At 43.1% G+C, this 15,410-nt stretch carries 11 protein-coding genes and 1 other RNA gene; 10 read left to right on the plus strand and 2 right to left on the minus strand.

Annotation, left to right across the window (positions count from 1 at the left end):
- From pncB to pepC, 4 genes are all read left to right on the plus strand, one after another.
- Nucleotides 1–993 (plus strand): nicotinate phosphoribosyltransferase (gene pncB / locus A0765_RS07390; protein WP_062005700.1); only part of this gene is annotated, 993 nt, incomplete at its 5' end.
- Complete coding sequence (nadE, locus tag A0765_RS07395) at nt 990–1,814, plus strand: NAD(+) synthase (protein WP_062005702.1); 825 nt, start codon at nt 990–992, stop codon at nt 1,812–1,814. The genes pncB and nadE, both read left to right, overlap by 4 nt.
- A 47-nt stretch (nt 1,815–1,861) precedes the next feature.
- Complete coding sequence (locus A0765_RS07400; RefSeq protein WP_062005703.1) at nt 1,862–2,416, plus strand: GNAT family N-acetyltransferase; 555 nt, start codon at nt 1,862–1,864, stop codon at nt 2,414–2,416.
- 82 nt (nt 2,417–2,498) lie between these two features.
- Complete coding sequence (gene pepC, locus A0765_RS07405) at nt 2,499–3,845, plus strand: aminopeptidase C (protein ID WP_062005706.1); 1,347 nt, start codon at nt 2,499–2,501, stop codon at nt 3,843–3,845.
- A gap of 80 nt (nt 3,846–3,925) precedes the next feature.
- Here the strand turns inward: pepC and pbp1a are convergent, their stop codons facing one another.
- Both pbp1a and recU read right to left on the minus strand, forming a co-directional pair.
- A complete protein-coding gene (pbp1a, locus tag A0765_RS07410) occupies nt 3,926–6,082 on the minus strand; it encodes a penicillin-binding protein PBP1A (RefSeq protein ID WP_062005708.1) in 2,157 nt (718 codons plus the stop codon).
- Nucleotides 6,075–6,680, minus strand: a complete 606-nt coding sequence (gene recU, locus A0765_RS07415) for a Holliday junction resolvase RecU (RefSeq protein ID WP_062005710.1) — start codon at nt 6,678–6,680, stop codon at nt 6,075–6,077. Before recU ends, pbp1a begins: the two co-directional genes overlap by 8 nt.
- A gap of 67 nt (nt 6,681–6,747) precedes the next feature.
- Here recU and A0765_RS07420 point away from each other — a divergent pair, with 67 nt between their 5' ends.
- From A0765_RS07420 to A0765_RS10465, 6 genes are all read left to right on the plus strand, one after another.
- Nucleotides 6,748–7,275 (plus strand): SLOG family protein, encoded by a 528-nt coding sequence (locus tag A0765_RS07420; RefSeq protein WP_048791824.1) that lies wholly within the window; start codon nt 6,748–6,750, stop codon nt 7,273–7,275.
- A 71-nt stretch (nt 7,276–7,346) separates the two neighbouring features.
- Nucleotides 7,347–7,691, plus strand: a complete 345-nt coding sequence (gene gpsB / locus A0765_RS07425; protein ID WP_062005712.1) for a cell division regulator GpsB — start codon at nt 7,347–7,349, stop codon at nt 7,689–7,691.
- A 14-nt stretch (nt 7,692–7,705) separates the two neighbouring features.
- Nucleotides 7,706–8,073, plus strand: an RNA gene (gene rnpB, locus A0765_RS07430) — RNase P RNA component class B.
- Between the two features lie 198 nt (nt 8,074–8,271).
- Nucleotides 8,272–9,426 carry a THUMP domain-containing class I SAM-dependent RNA methyltransferase gene (locus A0765_RS07435; protein WP_062005714.1) on the plus strand — a complete coding sequence of 385 codons (1,155 nt, stop codon included), beginning with the start codon at nt 8,272–8,274 and terminating at the stop codon, nt 9,424–9,426.
- A 12-nt stretch (nt 9,427–9,438) separates the two neighbouring features.
- A complete protein-coding gene (locus tag A0765_RS07440) occupies nt 9,439–10,890 on the plus strand; it encodes a cell division site-positioning protein MapZ family protein (protein WP_062005716.1) in 1,452 nt (483 codons plus the stop codon).
- A 348-nt stretch (nt 10,891–11,238) separates the two neighbouring features.
- Nucleotides 11,239–15,410 (plus strand): MiiA motif-containing surface protein (locus A0765_RS10465; RefSeq protein WP_179856153.1); only part of this gene is annotated, 4,172 nt, incomplete at its 3' end.

Below are 15,410 nucleotides of genomic sequence, written 5' to 3' on the forward strand. Positions count from 1 at the left end.
GGTACCCGTCGTGCTCAAGAAATGGATGCAGCGATTTGGGGCACGCGGGCAGCCGTTATCGGCGGGGCCAATGGGACCAGCAATGTTCGGGCAGGCAAGCTCTTTGATATTCCTGTTCTGGGGACGCATGCCCATGCACTTGTGCAAGTTTATGGCAATGATTACGAGGCTTTCAAGGCTTATGCAAGCACTCATCGGGATTGTGTGTTCTTGGTAGATACCTATGATACCCTTCGGATCGGGGTTCCCACGGCCATCCGTGTAGCGCGTGAATTTGGGGATAAAATCAATTTCTTGGGTGTGCGGATTGATTCTGGAGATTTGGCCTATATTTCTAAAAAAGTTCGCCAGCAGTTAGATGAAGCGGGCTTCCCAGATGCTAAAATTTACGCTTCCAATGATTTGGATGAAAATACCATCCTCAACTTAAAAATGCAAAAGGCCAAGATAGATGTCTGGGGCGTGGGAACCAAGCTCATTACCGCCTACGATCAGCCAGCTCTGGGTGCTGTTTACAAAATTGTCGCGATTGAAGATGAGAATGGGCACTTGCGCAACACCATCAAGCTCTCTAACAATGCTGAAAAAGTTTCGACTCCGGGCAAGAAGCAGGTTTGGCGGATTACCAGCCGTGAAAAAGGCAAGTCTGAGGGCGACTACATCACTTATGATGGTGTGGACGTCAACCATCAGGAGGAGCTAGAAATGTTCCATCCGACTTATACTTATATCAATAAAACAGTTAAGAATTTTGATGCGGTGCCGCTCTTGGTAGATATTTATAAAGAAGGTCAGCTTGTCTACGATTTGCCGAGCCTGTCTGAAATTCAGGACTATGCCCGCCGAGAATTTGAGAAACTCTGGGACGAATACAAGCGGGTCCTCAATCCGCAAGATTATCCAGTTGACTTGGCGCGTGATATTTGGCAGGACAAGATGGACTTGATTGACCAGATGCGCAAGAAAGCCTACCAGACAGGAGCAGAAAAATGAGTCTACAAGAAGAAATTATCGCTCAACTGGGCGTCAAACCAAACATTAACCCGGAGGAAGAAATCCGCAAGTCGGTCGACTTTCTCAAGGTTTATCTAAGAAAGCATCCTTTTTTGAAAAGCTATGTTCTGGGAATTTCTGGTGGTCAGGACTCAACCTTGGCTGGCCGCTTGGCTCAGCTGGCTGTAGAAGAAATTCGGGCAGAGACTGGAGATGATAGCTATCGCTTTATCGCTGTCCGCCTGCCTTACGGCGTTCAGGCGGATGAAGACGATGCGCAAAAGGCTCTGGCTTTCATCCAGCCTGATGTCAGTCTGACAGTCAATATCAAAGAATCCGCTGATGCCATGACAAAGGCGGTAGAAGCAACGGGTGCCAAGGTCTCTGATTTTAACAAGGGGAATATCAAGGCACGCAGTCGTATGATTGCCCAGTATGCTTTGGCTGGTTCATACAGTGGGGCTGTCATTGGGACCGATCATGCAGCCGAAAATGTCACGGCCTTTTTCACCAAGTTTGGGGACGGCGGAGCAGATATCTTACCACTTTACCGTCTCAATAAGCGTCAAGGCAAGCAGCTTTTGGTCGCTTTAGGAGCGGATCCGGCTCTCTATGAAAAGGTGCCGACGGCTGATTTGGAAGAAGAAAAACCGGGGATTGCTGATGAAGTTGCTCTAGGCGTGACCTATAATGAAATTGACGACTATCTCGAAGGCAAGTCCGTTTCGGCTCAAGCCCAAGAAACGATCGAGTCTTGGTGGCATAAGGGCCAGCACAAACGGCATTTGCCGATTACAATTTTTGATGAATTTTGGAAGTGAAAATCTCGATCGAAACTTTTTAGTCTGAGCCAAGAAACGAGGAAGCAATGAAAAAGACAGGTACACAGTCTATTGAAACCAAACGTCTTTTGTTAAGACCTTTTCTGGAATCGGATGCTCAGGCTATGTATGACAATTGGGCTTCTCGTCCGGACAATTTGCTGCATGTGACTTGGGATGCTCATGAGAGTCCTGATGTTACCCAACAGTCTATTGCTCGCTGGGTTGAGAATTATCAAAACTTGGATTTTTACAAGTGGGCTATCTGCCTAAAAGAAAATCCTGATTCTGTCATTGGGGACATCAGCGTGGTGGATAGAGATAATACGATTAATGCTTGCGAGGTCGGTTATATTCTAAGTAAAGACTATTGGGGGCAGGGGCTGATGACAGAAGCTTTGAAAGCTGTTTTGAACTACCTCTTGCAAGACGCAGGATTCAATCGTGTCACAGCAAGATTTGTAACAGCCAATCCAGCTTCGGGGCGTGTTATGACTAAAGCTGGCATGAGCTACGAAGGTACTTTTCGGCAGGCTGTATTTCATAAAGGACAAGTCAAAGATTTTTCCGTCTATGGGATCCTAAAATCAGATTTAAAATAAAAAAGTTAGGCTTGCCTAACTTTTTTACTTGCGCTCTTTTTTTAAAGTTCTATAATAGATGTATAATGACAAGGAGGATTCTATGAATTCATTAAAACAAGATTTTACAGATAAGTTATACGCTGCTTATAAGGCTGATCCCAAGTATGCGGCAATGGAAAATGCTATTAGCCACAATGGTCTATTGACTTCTTTGGAAAAACGGACTGCTGCTGTAGAAAATGCACCTGTTTTCTCACTGGATCTCACCAAAGACAAGGTCAGCGACCAGAAGGCTTCTGGCCGCTGCTGGATGTTTGCGGCTCTCAATACTTTCCGCCACAAGATGATTGCAGGTTTCCAATTGGAGGATTTTGAGCTGTCTCAGGCTCATACCTTCTTTTGGGATAAATATGAAAAATCCAACTGGTTCTTAGAGCAGGTGCTGGCGACAACTGACCAAGAATTGACCAGCCGTAAGGTTAAGTTCCTCTTAGATACGCCTCAGCAGGATGGCGGTCAGTGGGATATGGTCGTGGCGCTTTTTGAGAAATACGGCGTCGTGCCTAAGTCAGTTTATCCAGAGTCAATTTCATCCAGCAATAGCCGGGAACTCAATCAGTTGCTCAATAAACTCTTGCGTCAGGATGCGCAAATCTTGCGTGAATTTGCCCTGAATGGTGCAGATGAGATTACGCTACAAGCTAAGAAAGAAGCTTTGCTACAGGAAATTTTCAACTTCTTAGCGATGTCGTTGGGCTTACCGCCTCGGAAGTTTGCCTTTGCTTATCGAGACAAGGACGGTAATTACCATAGGGAAGCTGATTTGACTCCGCAGGCCTTTTACCAAAAATATGTAGACCTCAAGCTGGATGACTATGTCTCAATTATCAATGCGCCAACAGCCGATAAACCTTATGGCAAGTCTTACACAGTCGAGATGTTGGGCAACGTAGTCGGTAGTAAACCTGTTCGCTATTTGAATGTAGAAATGAAACGTCTCAAGGAATTGGCTATTGCACAGATGCAGGCTGGTGAGACTGTTTGGTTTGGCTCTGATGTGGGTCAATCCAGCAATCGCAAGGCTGGTATCATGGAAGCAGGTATGCATGATTTAACCTCTAGTATGGATATCCAGTTGACCCAAGATAAGGCAGGTCGTCTCGATTATAGCGAAAGCCTCATGACTCATGCCATGGTACTAGCTGGGGTAGACTTGGATGAAAAGGGCCAAGCTAAAAAATGGAAGGTAGAAAATTCTTGGGGAGAAAAGGTTGGAGATAAGGGATACTTTGTCGCCAGCGACGCTTGGATGGATGAGTACACTTACCAAATCGTAGTCAGAAAAGAATTCTTGACTCCAGAAGAGTTGGCAGCCTACAATGCAGAGCCAATTGTCCTAGCACCGTGGGATCCAATGGGAGCTCTTGCTAATGGCGAAATGATTTGATAGGATGAGCAAGTTCAGAAGGCTATTTATCTAGTTAAACATAAAAAAGATTGGATTTTAGAAATCCAATCTTTTTTGGTTTATCGATGTTCAGCTCCTTGGTTAGAACTAGTTGAGCTGCTGGTTGTTCCAGAACTTGTTGAACTTGTTTGTGAACTAGAGTTGGTACTACTATGTTCTTCGCTAGATTCACTCGTACTTTGACTTGAAGACTCTGAGCTTGACTCAGAAGTGGAGCTTGAAGATGATTGGCTATAAGCGCGGCTGTAAGTTGAAGTACCATTGAGATAGAGATAGGATCCGCTACGGAAAAGTCCGCTTGGTGGTGTCCAGTCTTCATTGCTATAGCCTGTCAGATAGAGCATCATAGAGCGGTAAACATCGGTTGCTACCTTAACTCCATCATCTAAAACAGGAGTGAGGCGGTTTGAGTAACCGGTCCAAACAGCCATAGAGTATTGTGGAGTATAGCCAACAAATAGTTCGTCTGGTGTGACAATGCTAGAACTGTAATAAGGTTTTGTCAACTTCTCTAGCTCATCATCTGCATAGTTGGAAGTACCAGTTTTACCTGCTTGATAAACTCCTGGGATTGCAGCATTGGTACCAGTTCCAGACTGAAGAACGGTCTTCATCATGTCTGTCATCATGTAGGCTGTCGTCTCTTTCATGGCTTTTGATCCGCCATTTGAAAAGACTTTTTCTGTACCGTCGCTAAAGACAACTCGGTTGACGTATTGCGGTTTGTAATATGTACCGCCATTAGCAAAGGCAGCGTAAGCGGCAGCCATTTTTTCGCTACTTGCTCCGTATTGGTTACCAGATTCGCTTGTATTACTTGAAATCGCATTAGAATAATGCATCTCAGGATAATTGATACCAAGGCCATTGAGGAATTTCAATGAATTATCTAATCCGACTGCTTCCAGCGATTTGACGGCAGGTACGTTACGGGATTCTTGGATAGCGTATTGGATAGTAATCCAGCCATAATAGCGTTTATCCCAGTTATAGACAGGAGTAGAGGTTCCAGGGAAATAGTAAGGAGCATCTTGGATTGAGGCAGCAGTGGAAGTGAAAACATTGTATTCCAAGGCTGGGGCATAATCAGTGATTGGTTTCATGGTAGAGCCCCAGTCGCGATTTGTTTCGACTGCTTGGTTGGTACCAAAAGAAACGTTGGAAGACTGATGGCGAGCACCCAGTTGGGCAATGACTTTCCCGTTGGTAACATCCATAACGGTTGATGCCACTTGCAGTTCATCATCTGGATAAGCAACATATTCTTCCGTGTTGTAAATATCCCACAATTTTTTCTGGGCTTCGGTATTAACGTTGGTATAAACTTCCATACCAGTCGTAAGGACATTGTAGCCAGTTTCTTCTTCGACTTGCTCAATAACTTCTTTTAAGTAGTTATCCATATAGGCAGGATAGCTAGCTGAATTTTTCAAGCTCTGTAAGCCGTCGGTCACTGGTGTATTGATAGCTTGTTCGTATTGTTCTGGTGAGATGTACTTGAGTTCATACATTTCAGATAATACGAGATTCCGACGCTGAGTGGCAGCTTCTGGATTTGTGTAAGGGTCATATTGGTTAGGAGCCTGAGGCATTCCTGCAAGCAGGGCAATTTGAGGAAGGGTTAAATCTTTCAAATCTTTGCCATAGTAACTTTGAGAAGCTGTTTGCATCCCGTAATTTCCATTGGACATATAGACTTTATTGACATAGTAGGTCAGGATTTCTTGCTTGGTAGCCTTGCGTTCAAGTTGGGTCGCCAGCCATGCTTCTTGGATTTTCCGAGAAAGGGTAGCATCCGCTGAGGAAGTGGAGAAATAAGTCAACTTAATCAACTGCTGGGTTAAGGTAGATCCCCCTTGACGTCCGCCTCCTTTCAGGTTGCTTAGGAAGGCTCCTCCTATCCGAATGAAATCAACCCCACGGTGATTAAAGAAGCGGTGGTCCTCAATCGCAACGATAGCATCTACTAGCTGTGTAGGGATCTGGTCTGTTGACGCATTGACCCGCTTTTCAGAACCGAGGTCCGCAATCAGATTGTTATCGCTATCGTAAATCTTACTTGAAGTTGTTGCGACAAGATCCTTCTCAGAAAGGGTAGGAGACTTGGCGACATAGTATGTGAAGACAAGAACGCCAGTCACAACTCCAATGATAAAGAGAGATAAGAGGGCAGTTGCAAGATATTTTAAGGCTTGCAAAAGGGTTTGTTTATTCATTTGTGATACCACCTAGTAGTTTTTGTTCGATAATTTCAAGGTAAGGAATGCTTGGAAATTGCCTTGTTTCGATTGAAAATCCATGTTCTTGAATGTAAGATAAAGGGAGGGATTTTCCGCCTTTATCCATCTTATAAAATCTAATCAAATAAGATGCCGGAAGTAGATAGGTCTCCCGCAAGCTGGAGAAATGAAGTAAGACAAAACAAATTCCATTTTGCTGAAGGACTGCCTCCATATGTTCAATCTGGTGTAGATGGAAATTCTTTAGAGGCATGGCTGTTTTTTGTCGTGTCTCCTTAGCTTCAAAATCAATATAATGTCCTTTAAAGACACCAGAATAATCGGTTGTGGATGCCTGTCGGAAGTAGGCCTCGACAATCTTTGCACGACTGCGTTGGGGATAGTCCACTTTGACAATCTGAATGGGTGTCGGTTTCTTATGAATGACAGCGAGCCCCCTACTCAAATAGTAGCTGTTGGATTCGTTGATCATCTTTTCAAAAGACATCCCGCGATTGGCAAAGTTAACAGCCGTCTTTGAACCTGGATGGGCTAGTTTACTTTTTATCTTTAGCTTGTGAGGGTAGTTGACCATAAAACTCCTTATTGGTACAATAACATCACTCTATTATATCATAAAAATATTTTTTGAGGGAGAATAAATGACAAGTCTATTAATTGTAGGGTATAAGGCTTTTGAACTTGGCATTATGAATGAGAAAGACATGCGCATCAAGATCATCAAAGAAGCGGTCAGACGGGATTTGCAGCGCCTGCTGGATGAAGGATTGGAGTGGCTCATCTTTACGGGAAATCTAGGTTTTGAAGCTTGGGTTTTGGAAGTTGCTCAGGAATTAAGAGAAGATTATAATTTCAAGATTGCGACGATTTTTCTTTTCGAGGATCAGGGAAAAAATTGGAACGAAGGAAATCAGGCTAAACTAGCAGATTTTAAACAAGTAGATTTTGTCAAATATGCTTATCCTAGCTACCAAAATCCGAGTCAGTTTCGTGAGTACAACCAATTTTTGCTTCAAAATACGGACGGTGCTTACCTGTTTTACGATGAAGAAAATGAGACCAATCTTAAATATCTTTACAGGGAGATGAAGAATCAAGAACAGTATTTTATCAAAAAATTAACATTTGATGATCTGAATGAGGTTGCAGAAATTTTTTCGGAAAAGTAGGGTATAAATCTTGCTTTTTATAGGTGATTTCGTATATAATTGGATATGATAAACTAGATTGGAGTGAGAGCATGGCGAGTATTATTTATACAGCAAAAGATATTTTTGATCAAGACTTTAAGCGTGAAGTGCGAGGATATAGCAAGGCTGAAGTGGATGAGTTTTTGGATGATGTGATTAAGGATTATGAAACTTACGCCGCTTTGGTGAAAGAGTTGCGTGAGGAGATTGCCCTTCTGAAGGAACAAGTATCGAATCAAGAAACTGCTACTCCTTCAACGCCTAGTCAGCCAGCTCAACCAACAATTGAGATGCCACAGATGGGAACAGCGACTAACTTCGATATTTTGAAACGCTTAAGCCGTTTGGAAAAGGAAGTTTTTGGCAAGCAAATTCTGGACAGCGAAGAGCAATAATGTTGCAGAGTGCAATTTTTGGATAATCGCGTGAAGATTTGATATTTTCATGAGGAAAGTCCATGCTAGCACCGGCTGTGATGCTGGTAGTGTTTGTGCTAGGCGAAACAATAAGCCTAGGGACGGAGCAATCCGTTACGGCGACTGAAAAGGCTAAGTCTTTAGATAGGTCTGAATAGGTCTGAAAGTGCCACAGTGACGTAGTTCTTCTGGAAACAGAAGAAGTGGAACGCGGTAAACCCCTCAAGCTAGCAACCCAAACTTTGGTCGGGGCACGGAATGCGTGGAAACGAACATAGCATTCTGACTGGAAACAGTAGACAGATGATTATCGAAGGAGATGGTACCTAGTCATTTCTGGAACAAAACATGGCTTATAGAAAATTGCACATAGGTTAGCTAGCGTATGCTAGCTTTTTGATTAAGATATAGAGCCCCTTAGACAGAAGATTGCTGTAAGGGACAAAATAGGAAAGCAAGGTTTTTCTCAAAAAGAGGAGCCAAGCAAGAACATTCTGCTTTCTAGCTGAGACCAGTTTTTAACGGTGTGGCTCAGCGGATAGTGATAGAGTAAGAAAGAATGAAAGAAAAATTTAATTTAATTGCTACAGCGGCGGCAGGTTTGGAAGCCGTTGTCGGCCGTGAAATCCGAGATTTGGGCATAGATTGTCAGGTTGAAAATGGCCGTGTTCGCTTTAGTGGAGACATGGCTACCATCATTCAAACCAATCTCTGGCTGCGCTCGGCAGATCGGATTAAGATTGTTGTGGGAACATTTCCAGCTAAAACATTTGAAGAGCTTTTTCAAGGTGTCTTTGCCTTGGATTGGGAAAATTATCTACCCTTAGGTGCCAAATTTCCCATTTCTAAAGCCAAATGCGTCAAGTCAAAACTGCATAATGAGCCTAGTGTTCAAGCTATTTCAAAAAAAGCAGTTGTAAAAAAACTGCAAAAGCATTATGCTCGTCCAGAAGGTATCCCCTTGCAGGAAAATGGAGCAGAGTTTAAGATTGAAGTTTCCATTTTGAAAGATTTGGTGACAGTCATGATTGATACCAGTGGCTCTAGCTTGTTCAAACGTGGCTATCGGACAGAAAAAGGCGGAGCACCAATCAAGGAAAATATGGCAGCTGCGATTTTACTTTTGTCAAACTGGTACCCAGATAAACCCTTGATTGACCCGACTTGCGGATCAGGAACCTTCTGTATCGAAGCGGCCATGATTGGGATGAATATGGCGCCAGGTTTACACCGTTCCTTTGCTTTTGAAGACTGGAATTGGGTAGACAAGAACTTGGTACGTCGACTTCGGGCAGAAGCCCTAGCTCAGATTGACCAAGACATCCAGCTGGATATTTCAGGTTCCGATTTGGATGCCCGTTTGGTAGATATTGCCAAGAAAAATGCAGAAGAAGCGGGTGTTGCTGACCAGATTCAATTTAAGCAAATGCGTCTGCAGGACCTTCATACGGACAAGATCAATGGTGTCATTATTTCCAATCCGCCTTATGGTGAGCGTTTGTTGGACGATGATGCGGTGACCAAGCTCTATCAAGAAATGGGACAAACTTTTGCTCCTTTGAAGACATGGAGTAAATTTATCTTGACCAGTGATGAGGCCTTTGAAGCCAAATATGGCAGTCAGGCGGATAAAAAGCGAAAACTTTACAATGGTACTTTAAAAGTTGATTTATATCAATACTTTGGCCAAAGGGTCAAAAGACAACTAGATTAGAAAGGAAATGCTGTGAGCAAAGAAGAAAAGATGCCAACAGAGCAAGAATCAAAGGAAACCGTTCTTGACTTAGAAGATGCGAAAGAGATGACGGTCGGTCAGGCTGCCCGGAAAAACGAGGAAGTCGTAGCTGGTGTGACTGAAGGAGACAATATCCTAGATAAGTACATCAAGCAACACCGAGATGAAATCGAGGCTGGAAAATTTGAAACCCAAAAGCTGAGAATCATGGAAGAGCTGGCACAACAAAAAGAAGCTTTGATACAAGAGACCATCAAACAGCTTAAGAGTCAGTCTCAGGCGAAGGAAAATACTGCCAATATGGCATCACCTACAGCGCAGTCAGTGAAAGCAGAAACGGCAAACTCGGTAAATGTAGAGACTACAAAGGATGCACAACCAGCTCTAACAGTCGCAGCTGAAGCACCAATCATCCCGGCAACAAAGCCGGTTCCGACAGTGTTTGAAGATGAGGACGAGCCTGAGACAAAACCTTTCTACAAGAAGAAAGGCTTCCTATACTCGGCCTTAGGTCTTGTAGCACTTGCCGCTGGAACGACTTGGTATTTTCATCAAGGTCGGGGGAGCCACAAGTCGACAACTGGTTCCAGTTCGACCGTTTCTTCTAGCAAAAAGAAATCTACAAGCTCTAGTGAAACTAAGAAAGAGGCTGCTAAAGAATTTGAAGACCTTTATGCTAGCTTCTTTACGGATAGTAGTCAGACAGCTATCAAAAATGACAAGTTTGGCGATTTGGATAAGCTGAAAGCTAAGTTAGATGTCTTAACTGGCAGCTCAGAATATACGGCTGCTAAGAAGAAATATGATGACCTTGTCAAGCAAATTTCTGCTATCCAAAGTGTCAATTCACAATTCAATACGGGTGCCATCGTTGACGGTCTCTTGAAGACAGATGCCCAAGTGAAAGAAAACGCTAATCTTCCAGATGTATCGACAGGTAATAGCAAGTTGGATGAGGTCTTGAAGGCGGCTATTGCTCAAGGACGCAGTCAGCAGCTACCAGCACCAGCGCCTAGTCCGACAGTGGAACCGTCAGCGCCTTCTACGGCACCAGCTGCACCATCAACGCCGCCAGCTGTGACTCCAGCGCCTAGTGATCATAGTGGCATTAGAAATGCAGAAACTGGTATCGGACTGCCAAGTGCAGGAGTTAACCTCCAGCGCCACCTTAGCCGTGTGCCTTACAATCAAGCAGCGATTGATGATGTGAACAATCCTGCTTGGACTTTCAATCCAGGTGTCTTGGAAACAATCCTCAAGGTGTCTCGCGAGCGTGGCTACATCACAGGAGACCAGTTTATCCTTGAAAAAGTTAACATTGTCAAGGGAAATGGCTACTACAATCTCTATAAACCAGATGGTACTTATCTATTTAGTATGAACTGTAAGACAGGCTACTTTGTAGGAAATGGAGCTGGCTATGCAGAAGATTTGGATTATTAATCATCTTTCTCACTAATCCATTCAAAAGATGATAAAGAAAAAGTTAGACGGATCTGAGCCAAGTATCTCGGGTCAGCCGTCTAGCTTTTTTTGTATAAATAGTTACTTATTGTTAATCCCTATAATAACCTATAATTTAAATCTCTAGGTTAATATGGATATCTCAAAATAGCTTGATTTATCAAGCTTATTGTCAATAAATAAAGATTTCAATAGATTGAATTCTTGTCTTATTTTTGTTAAAATACTATCTGGAGCATTAGGACACCTAGAATAAAAATGTAAAAAAGTGTGTATTTTTGCTTATAAACTATGGTATGCAATAAGCCAGCTTCTTTGCTAATGGTCATGAGATTAACAAAAACTGGCATGTTGGAAAAGGAAAGGAAAAGGATGTTTCGAAGTAAGAAATATAACAAAGATTTCGAGATTATTGACGAAAAGAAGCGATATAAGCTCTATAAGTCTGGGAAAAATTGGGTAAAAGCTTCAAATTCTCAACTCGATCTTTTTCGTATTGGTGGAATGGGAGAAGTTGTCTCAAGCAGCTTGTCAGATACAGAAGAGCTTGATCACGACCATCTGAGCCTCAATACTCTTGCAGGTCTGGGAGGGATATTAGCCGCTGGGGCAGCGGGGCTAATGGTGACTCAGGAGCAGTCTGTATATGCAGATGAAACATCTGAATATACTGATAAAGCAGTTATCTCAGCTGAAGTCAAGGACAATGAGGAAGCGACAGAAGCAAGTACTAATTCGATTATTGCACAAGCGCAAGCAGAAATGCGAAAAGCAAAAGCAGAACAAGCTTCTGAGTTGGCCTCTGTTTCAGTTGCTCAGTCAGCCAGCGCTTCTGTCTCTACAAGTGAGTCAGTCTCTCTTAGCATCTCGACTAGCCAGTCTGTTAGTCAATCGCTCAGCCAATCAGTTTCGGCTAGTAGTTCAGTTTCTGTCAGCCAGTCTGTATCTGCTAGCAGTTCGGTCTTGACTGGCAAATCAGCGAGTACTGCGCCTGCTACAAAGGTATCAGAAAGCAAAGCGCCAGCTAAGCTAGAAAGTGCTAACACTACAACTTCTCTAGAACAGGATAAAGTGCTAACTAGCGCATCAGTAGCTGATGCTTCTGTCTCAGCTTCTAATTCTGTCTCACTGGATATCAGAGTCAATGTTGCTGATAGCTTTGTTTCATCTGGTGCAGGACAAAGTTTAGCTAGCGCTACTTTGAGCAATAGCCAGGCTCTAGCAACCAGCAACAACTTGGCCGCTAGTGTGCTAGCGGATAAGAACCAAGCTCAAGGCAAGGATGCGCTCAAACAAGCTGAGAAGAATCAAACGGTAGATAAGACCGTGACCACTTCGCCAAAAGAGTCTGTCAGTGCTTTTGCTAGTGCCAGTCAATCAACAAGTGGATCGAATGTTTCTGTAGTGTCAAGTTTGTCTATTGAACAGAGTGGATCGACGACAGCAATTGACCAGCAACCTTCTACTTCAAAAGAAGCAAAGAACCTTGAAATTGACTCAGCTGAATTAAAAATAACTGAAATTACTGGTAAGAATAGTGTTAGTGGAGTTCAATCAACTTCTGTCACAACTAGCTTAATTGAAGCTGCTGCGGTTGCATTAGCATCTTCAGAAGTCACTGCTAAACAACAAGAAGAAAACCGTAGGAAGTTGACCAATCTTTCAGCTGAAATAGGTGACTATCTAGCAAAAGCAGTTGGTTTGCCAAATACGGATTCAGCTCTTTCTAAGGCCAATGCAGCGCTAACAGAAATTGAAAAGGCCCTAGCTGATCCGACTAGTGATTTAACAACAGTAGTGCAAAAAGCTACTTTAGCACGTAATTCGATTATTAATGCTGTTTTTGCGGCTAATTCTGGTGTACGCGATGTACGAAATGGGACAGTGATTACTAGAGGGGCATACCTACGTGCGGCTTCTAATCCACCTACAATCTCTATGCCATCTACTATCACAATTTATAATGATGAAGCAATCAATAATTTTCAGATAAGACTGAATGATGATAAAGGGATGGCTAAAATCACGGCCTCCCCATCCAATGCTATTATTACAGGTTTAAAAGCACCGAACTATCCAACTAACAAGAAAGGGGAATTTGGAGATCTATATATCTATGATCAAAGGGGGAATAAAACAGGTGGTCAAAGAACATACACTATTAACATAATAGGGACGGTGGGTCGTGAAAACGGAACTTGGAAACCCTATAAGCCTGGTACCTATGTTCTGGAGTACACAGTAACAGATATTCATGGCTTGACTGCTACAGCACGTACGAATTTCCATATCAAAGGCTTCAACGAACGCCACAACCCAGTTAGTGGGGATACTGTTATTGTTAAGAATCCCTCTTCTTTGACTGTAAGTGAACGCAATCAAGTACTTGAAAAATTTAAAGAAAAAAACCAGTCGCTTTTATCTGGTAGTGATTTTACGAAAGATGGCGTAACCGGAACGATTGCGGTAGCTGAAAATGGGAATATTACCATTACCTACCGTGATAATACTACAACTGTTATCCCAGCTAATGTGGATGCTGTTCCAGTTCCAAGTGCGACGGTGACTCGTAACGGTCAAACCCTAACACCTGTAAATGGTAACTATATTGTGTACGCAGGAGATGATATTCAAATTAATTTCACTGCTACAGATAATAGCGGGCAATTATCAGAATTTAAGATTGTTTCAAATGAAGATGCAAATGGTTCAGCCCTTAAAAATAATTTCTTTGAAGATAATAAATATGGGACGGGAACAGTAGATCATTTAACGGGGAATATCACAGCAACTACTGCTAGTCCAGCTCGCATTACAGTAAGAGCTCATTTGAATGATAATCTAGAGTACGATAAAAATGGTAGAAATAGTTGGCAACGTAATGCAGTAGCAACGGATAAGGCTGGGAATAAAAATAGTGCAGGAAATGCTTCGCCAGGTAATGTCCGTATTGTGCAAGGTAGACTGACAGATATTATGGAAGGGGTAGCACCGACCGAAACCTTCCAAGTAGAGAATGTTTCTGAATTAAAACCTCAAGAAAAAACTCGTATATTGGCGGCTGTTGAGAAACTAAACAATAAGCAGGAAAAACGTATTGATTCCTTTACTATTAGTAACAATGGAACAGTTACCATTATCTATAAAGATAAGACTACGGATACGTTCACTGTAAAACTTTCTGATAGTGAGTATAAGAGTAGCAGTACTTCAACTAGTCTAAGTCAAAGACAGTCAACCAGTGCCTCAGTAAGTGCAAGTACATCAGCGAGTGCGTCGGCTTCAACGAGCGCCAGCCGTTCAGTTTCTGCTAGCCAGAGCTTGTCTACTTCCTTACGCAATAGCCAATCGGCATCGATGAGCGCCAGCCGCTCGGTTTCAGCGAGAAATAGTGTTTCGGCCTCAGTGAGCGGTAGTCAGTCTGTCTCAGTGAGTCAGAGCGCTGCTTCATTGAGCTTGAGCCGTTCAGTTTCATTGAGCAAGAGCGCATCAACCTCATTGAGCGGCAGCCAATCAGTTTCATTGAGTAAGAGTGCCTCCGCATCATTAAGCTTGAGCCAATCCATCTCACTAAGTAAGAGTGCATCAACTTCATTGAGTGGTAGCCAATCCGTCTCATTAAGCAAGAGTGCTTCAGCGTCATTGAGTGGTAGCCAGTCAGTCTCACTAAGCAAGAGTGCCTCCGCTTCATTGAGCTTGAGTCAATCTGTCTCATTGAGTAAAAGTGCCTCAGCATCGTTGAGTGGTAGTCAATCTGTCTCATTAAGTAATAGTGCCTCAGCATCGTTGAGCTTGAGTCAGTCAGTTTCATTGAGCAAGAGCGCTTCAGCATCACTGAGCTTGAGTCAGTCAGCCTCATTGAGCAATAGTGCTTCAGTATCGCTGAGCGGTAGCCAATCCGTCTCATTAAGTAATAGTGCTTCAGCTTCGTTGAGTGGTAGCCAATCAGTTTCATTAAGTAAGAGCGCTTCAGTATCGCTGAGCGGTAGCCAATCCGTCTCATTAAGTAATAGTGCTTCATCTTCGTTGAGCTTGAGCCAATCCATCTCACTAAGTAAGAGTGCATCAACTTCATTGAGTGGTAACCAGTCTGTCTCAGTAAGTGCAAGTGCTTCAGCATCGTTGAGTGGTAGTCAATCCGTCTCATTAAGCACAAGCGCCTCCGCATCAGTAAGCTTGAGTCAATCAGTTTCACTAAGTAAGAGTACCTCCGCTTCGTTGAGTGGTAGCCAATCAGTTTCAACAAGTGCAAGTGCCTCAGCATCGTTGAGTGGTAGTCAATCCGTCTCATTAAGTAATAGTGCTTCATCTTCGTTGAGCTTGAGTCAGTCAGTTTCATTAAGTAAGAGCGCCTCCGCTTCATTGAGTGGTAGTCAATCCGTCTCACTAAGTAATAGTGCTTCAACTTCATTGAGTGGTAGCCAGTCTGTCTCAGTAAGCACAAGCGCTTCAGCATCGTTGAGCTTGAGTCAATCCGTTTCAGCAAGTGAATCAGCCTC

Source organism: Streptococcus cristatus (genome assembly GCF_001588905.1).
In the GTDB taxonomy this organism is placed as follows: domain Bacteria; phylum Bacillota; class Bacilli; order Lactobacillales; family Streptococcaceae; genus Streptococcus; species Streptococcus cristatus_N.

Excerpts from the sequence above, each read along its gene's own strand:
- nadE (WP_062005702.1), top strand. The coding sequence starts at position 990 with ATGAGTCTACAAGAAGAAATTATCGCTCAACTGGGCGTCAAACCAAAC.
- A0765_RS07400 (WP_062005703.1), top strand. The coding sequence starts at position 1,862 with ATGAAAAAGACAGGTACACAGTCTATTGAAACCAAACGTCTTTTGTTA.
- pepC (WP_062005706.1), top strand. The coding sequence starts at position 2,499 with ATGAATTCATTAAAACAAGATTTTACAGATAAGTTATACGCTGCTTAT.
- pbp1a (WP_062005708.1), bottom strand. The coding sequence starts at position 6,082 with ATGAATAAACAAACCCTTTTGCAAGCCTTAAAATATCTTGCAACTGCC.
- recU (WP_062005710.1), bottom strand. The coding sequence starts at position 6,680 with ATGGTCAACTACCCTCACAAGCTAAAGATAAAAAGTAAACTAGCCCAT.
- A0765_RS07420 (WP_048791824.1), top strand. The coding sequence starts at position 6,748 with ATGACAAGTCTATTAATTGTAGGGTATAAGGCTTTTGAACTTGGCATT.
- gpsB (WP_062005712.1), top strand. The coding sequence starts at position 7,347 with ATGGCGAGTATTATTTATACAGCAAAAGATATTTTTGATCAAGACTTT.
- A0765_RS07435 (WP_062005714.1), top strand. The coding sequence starts at position 8,272 with ATGAAAGAAAAATTTAATTTAATTGCTACAGCGGCGGCAGGTTTGGAA.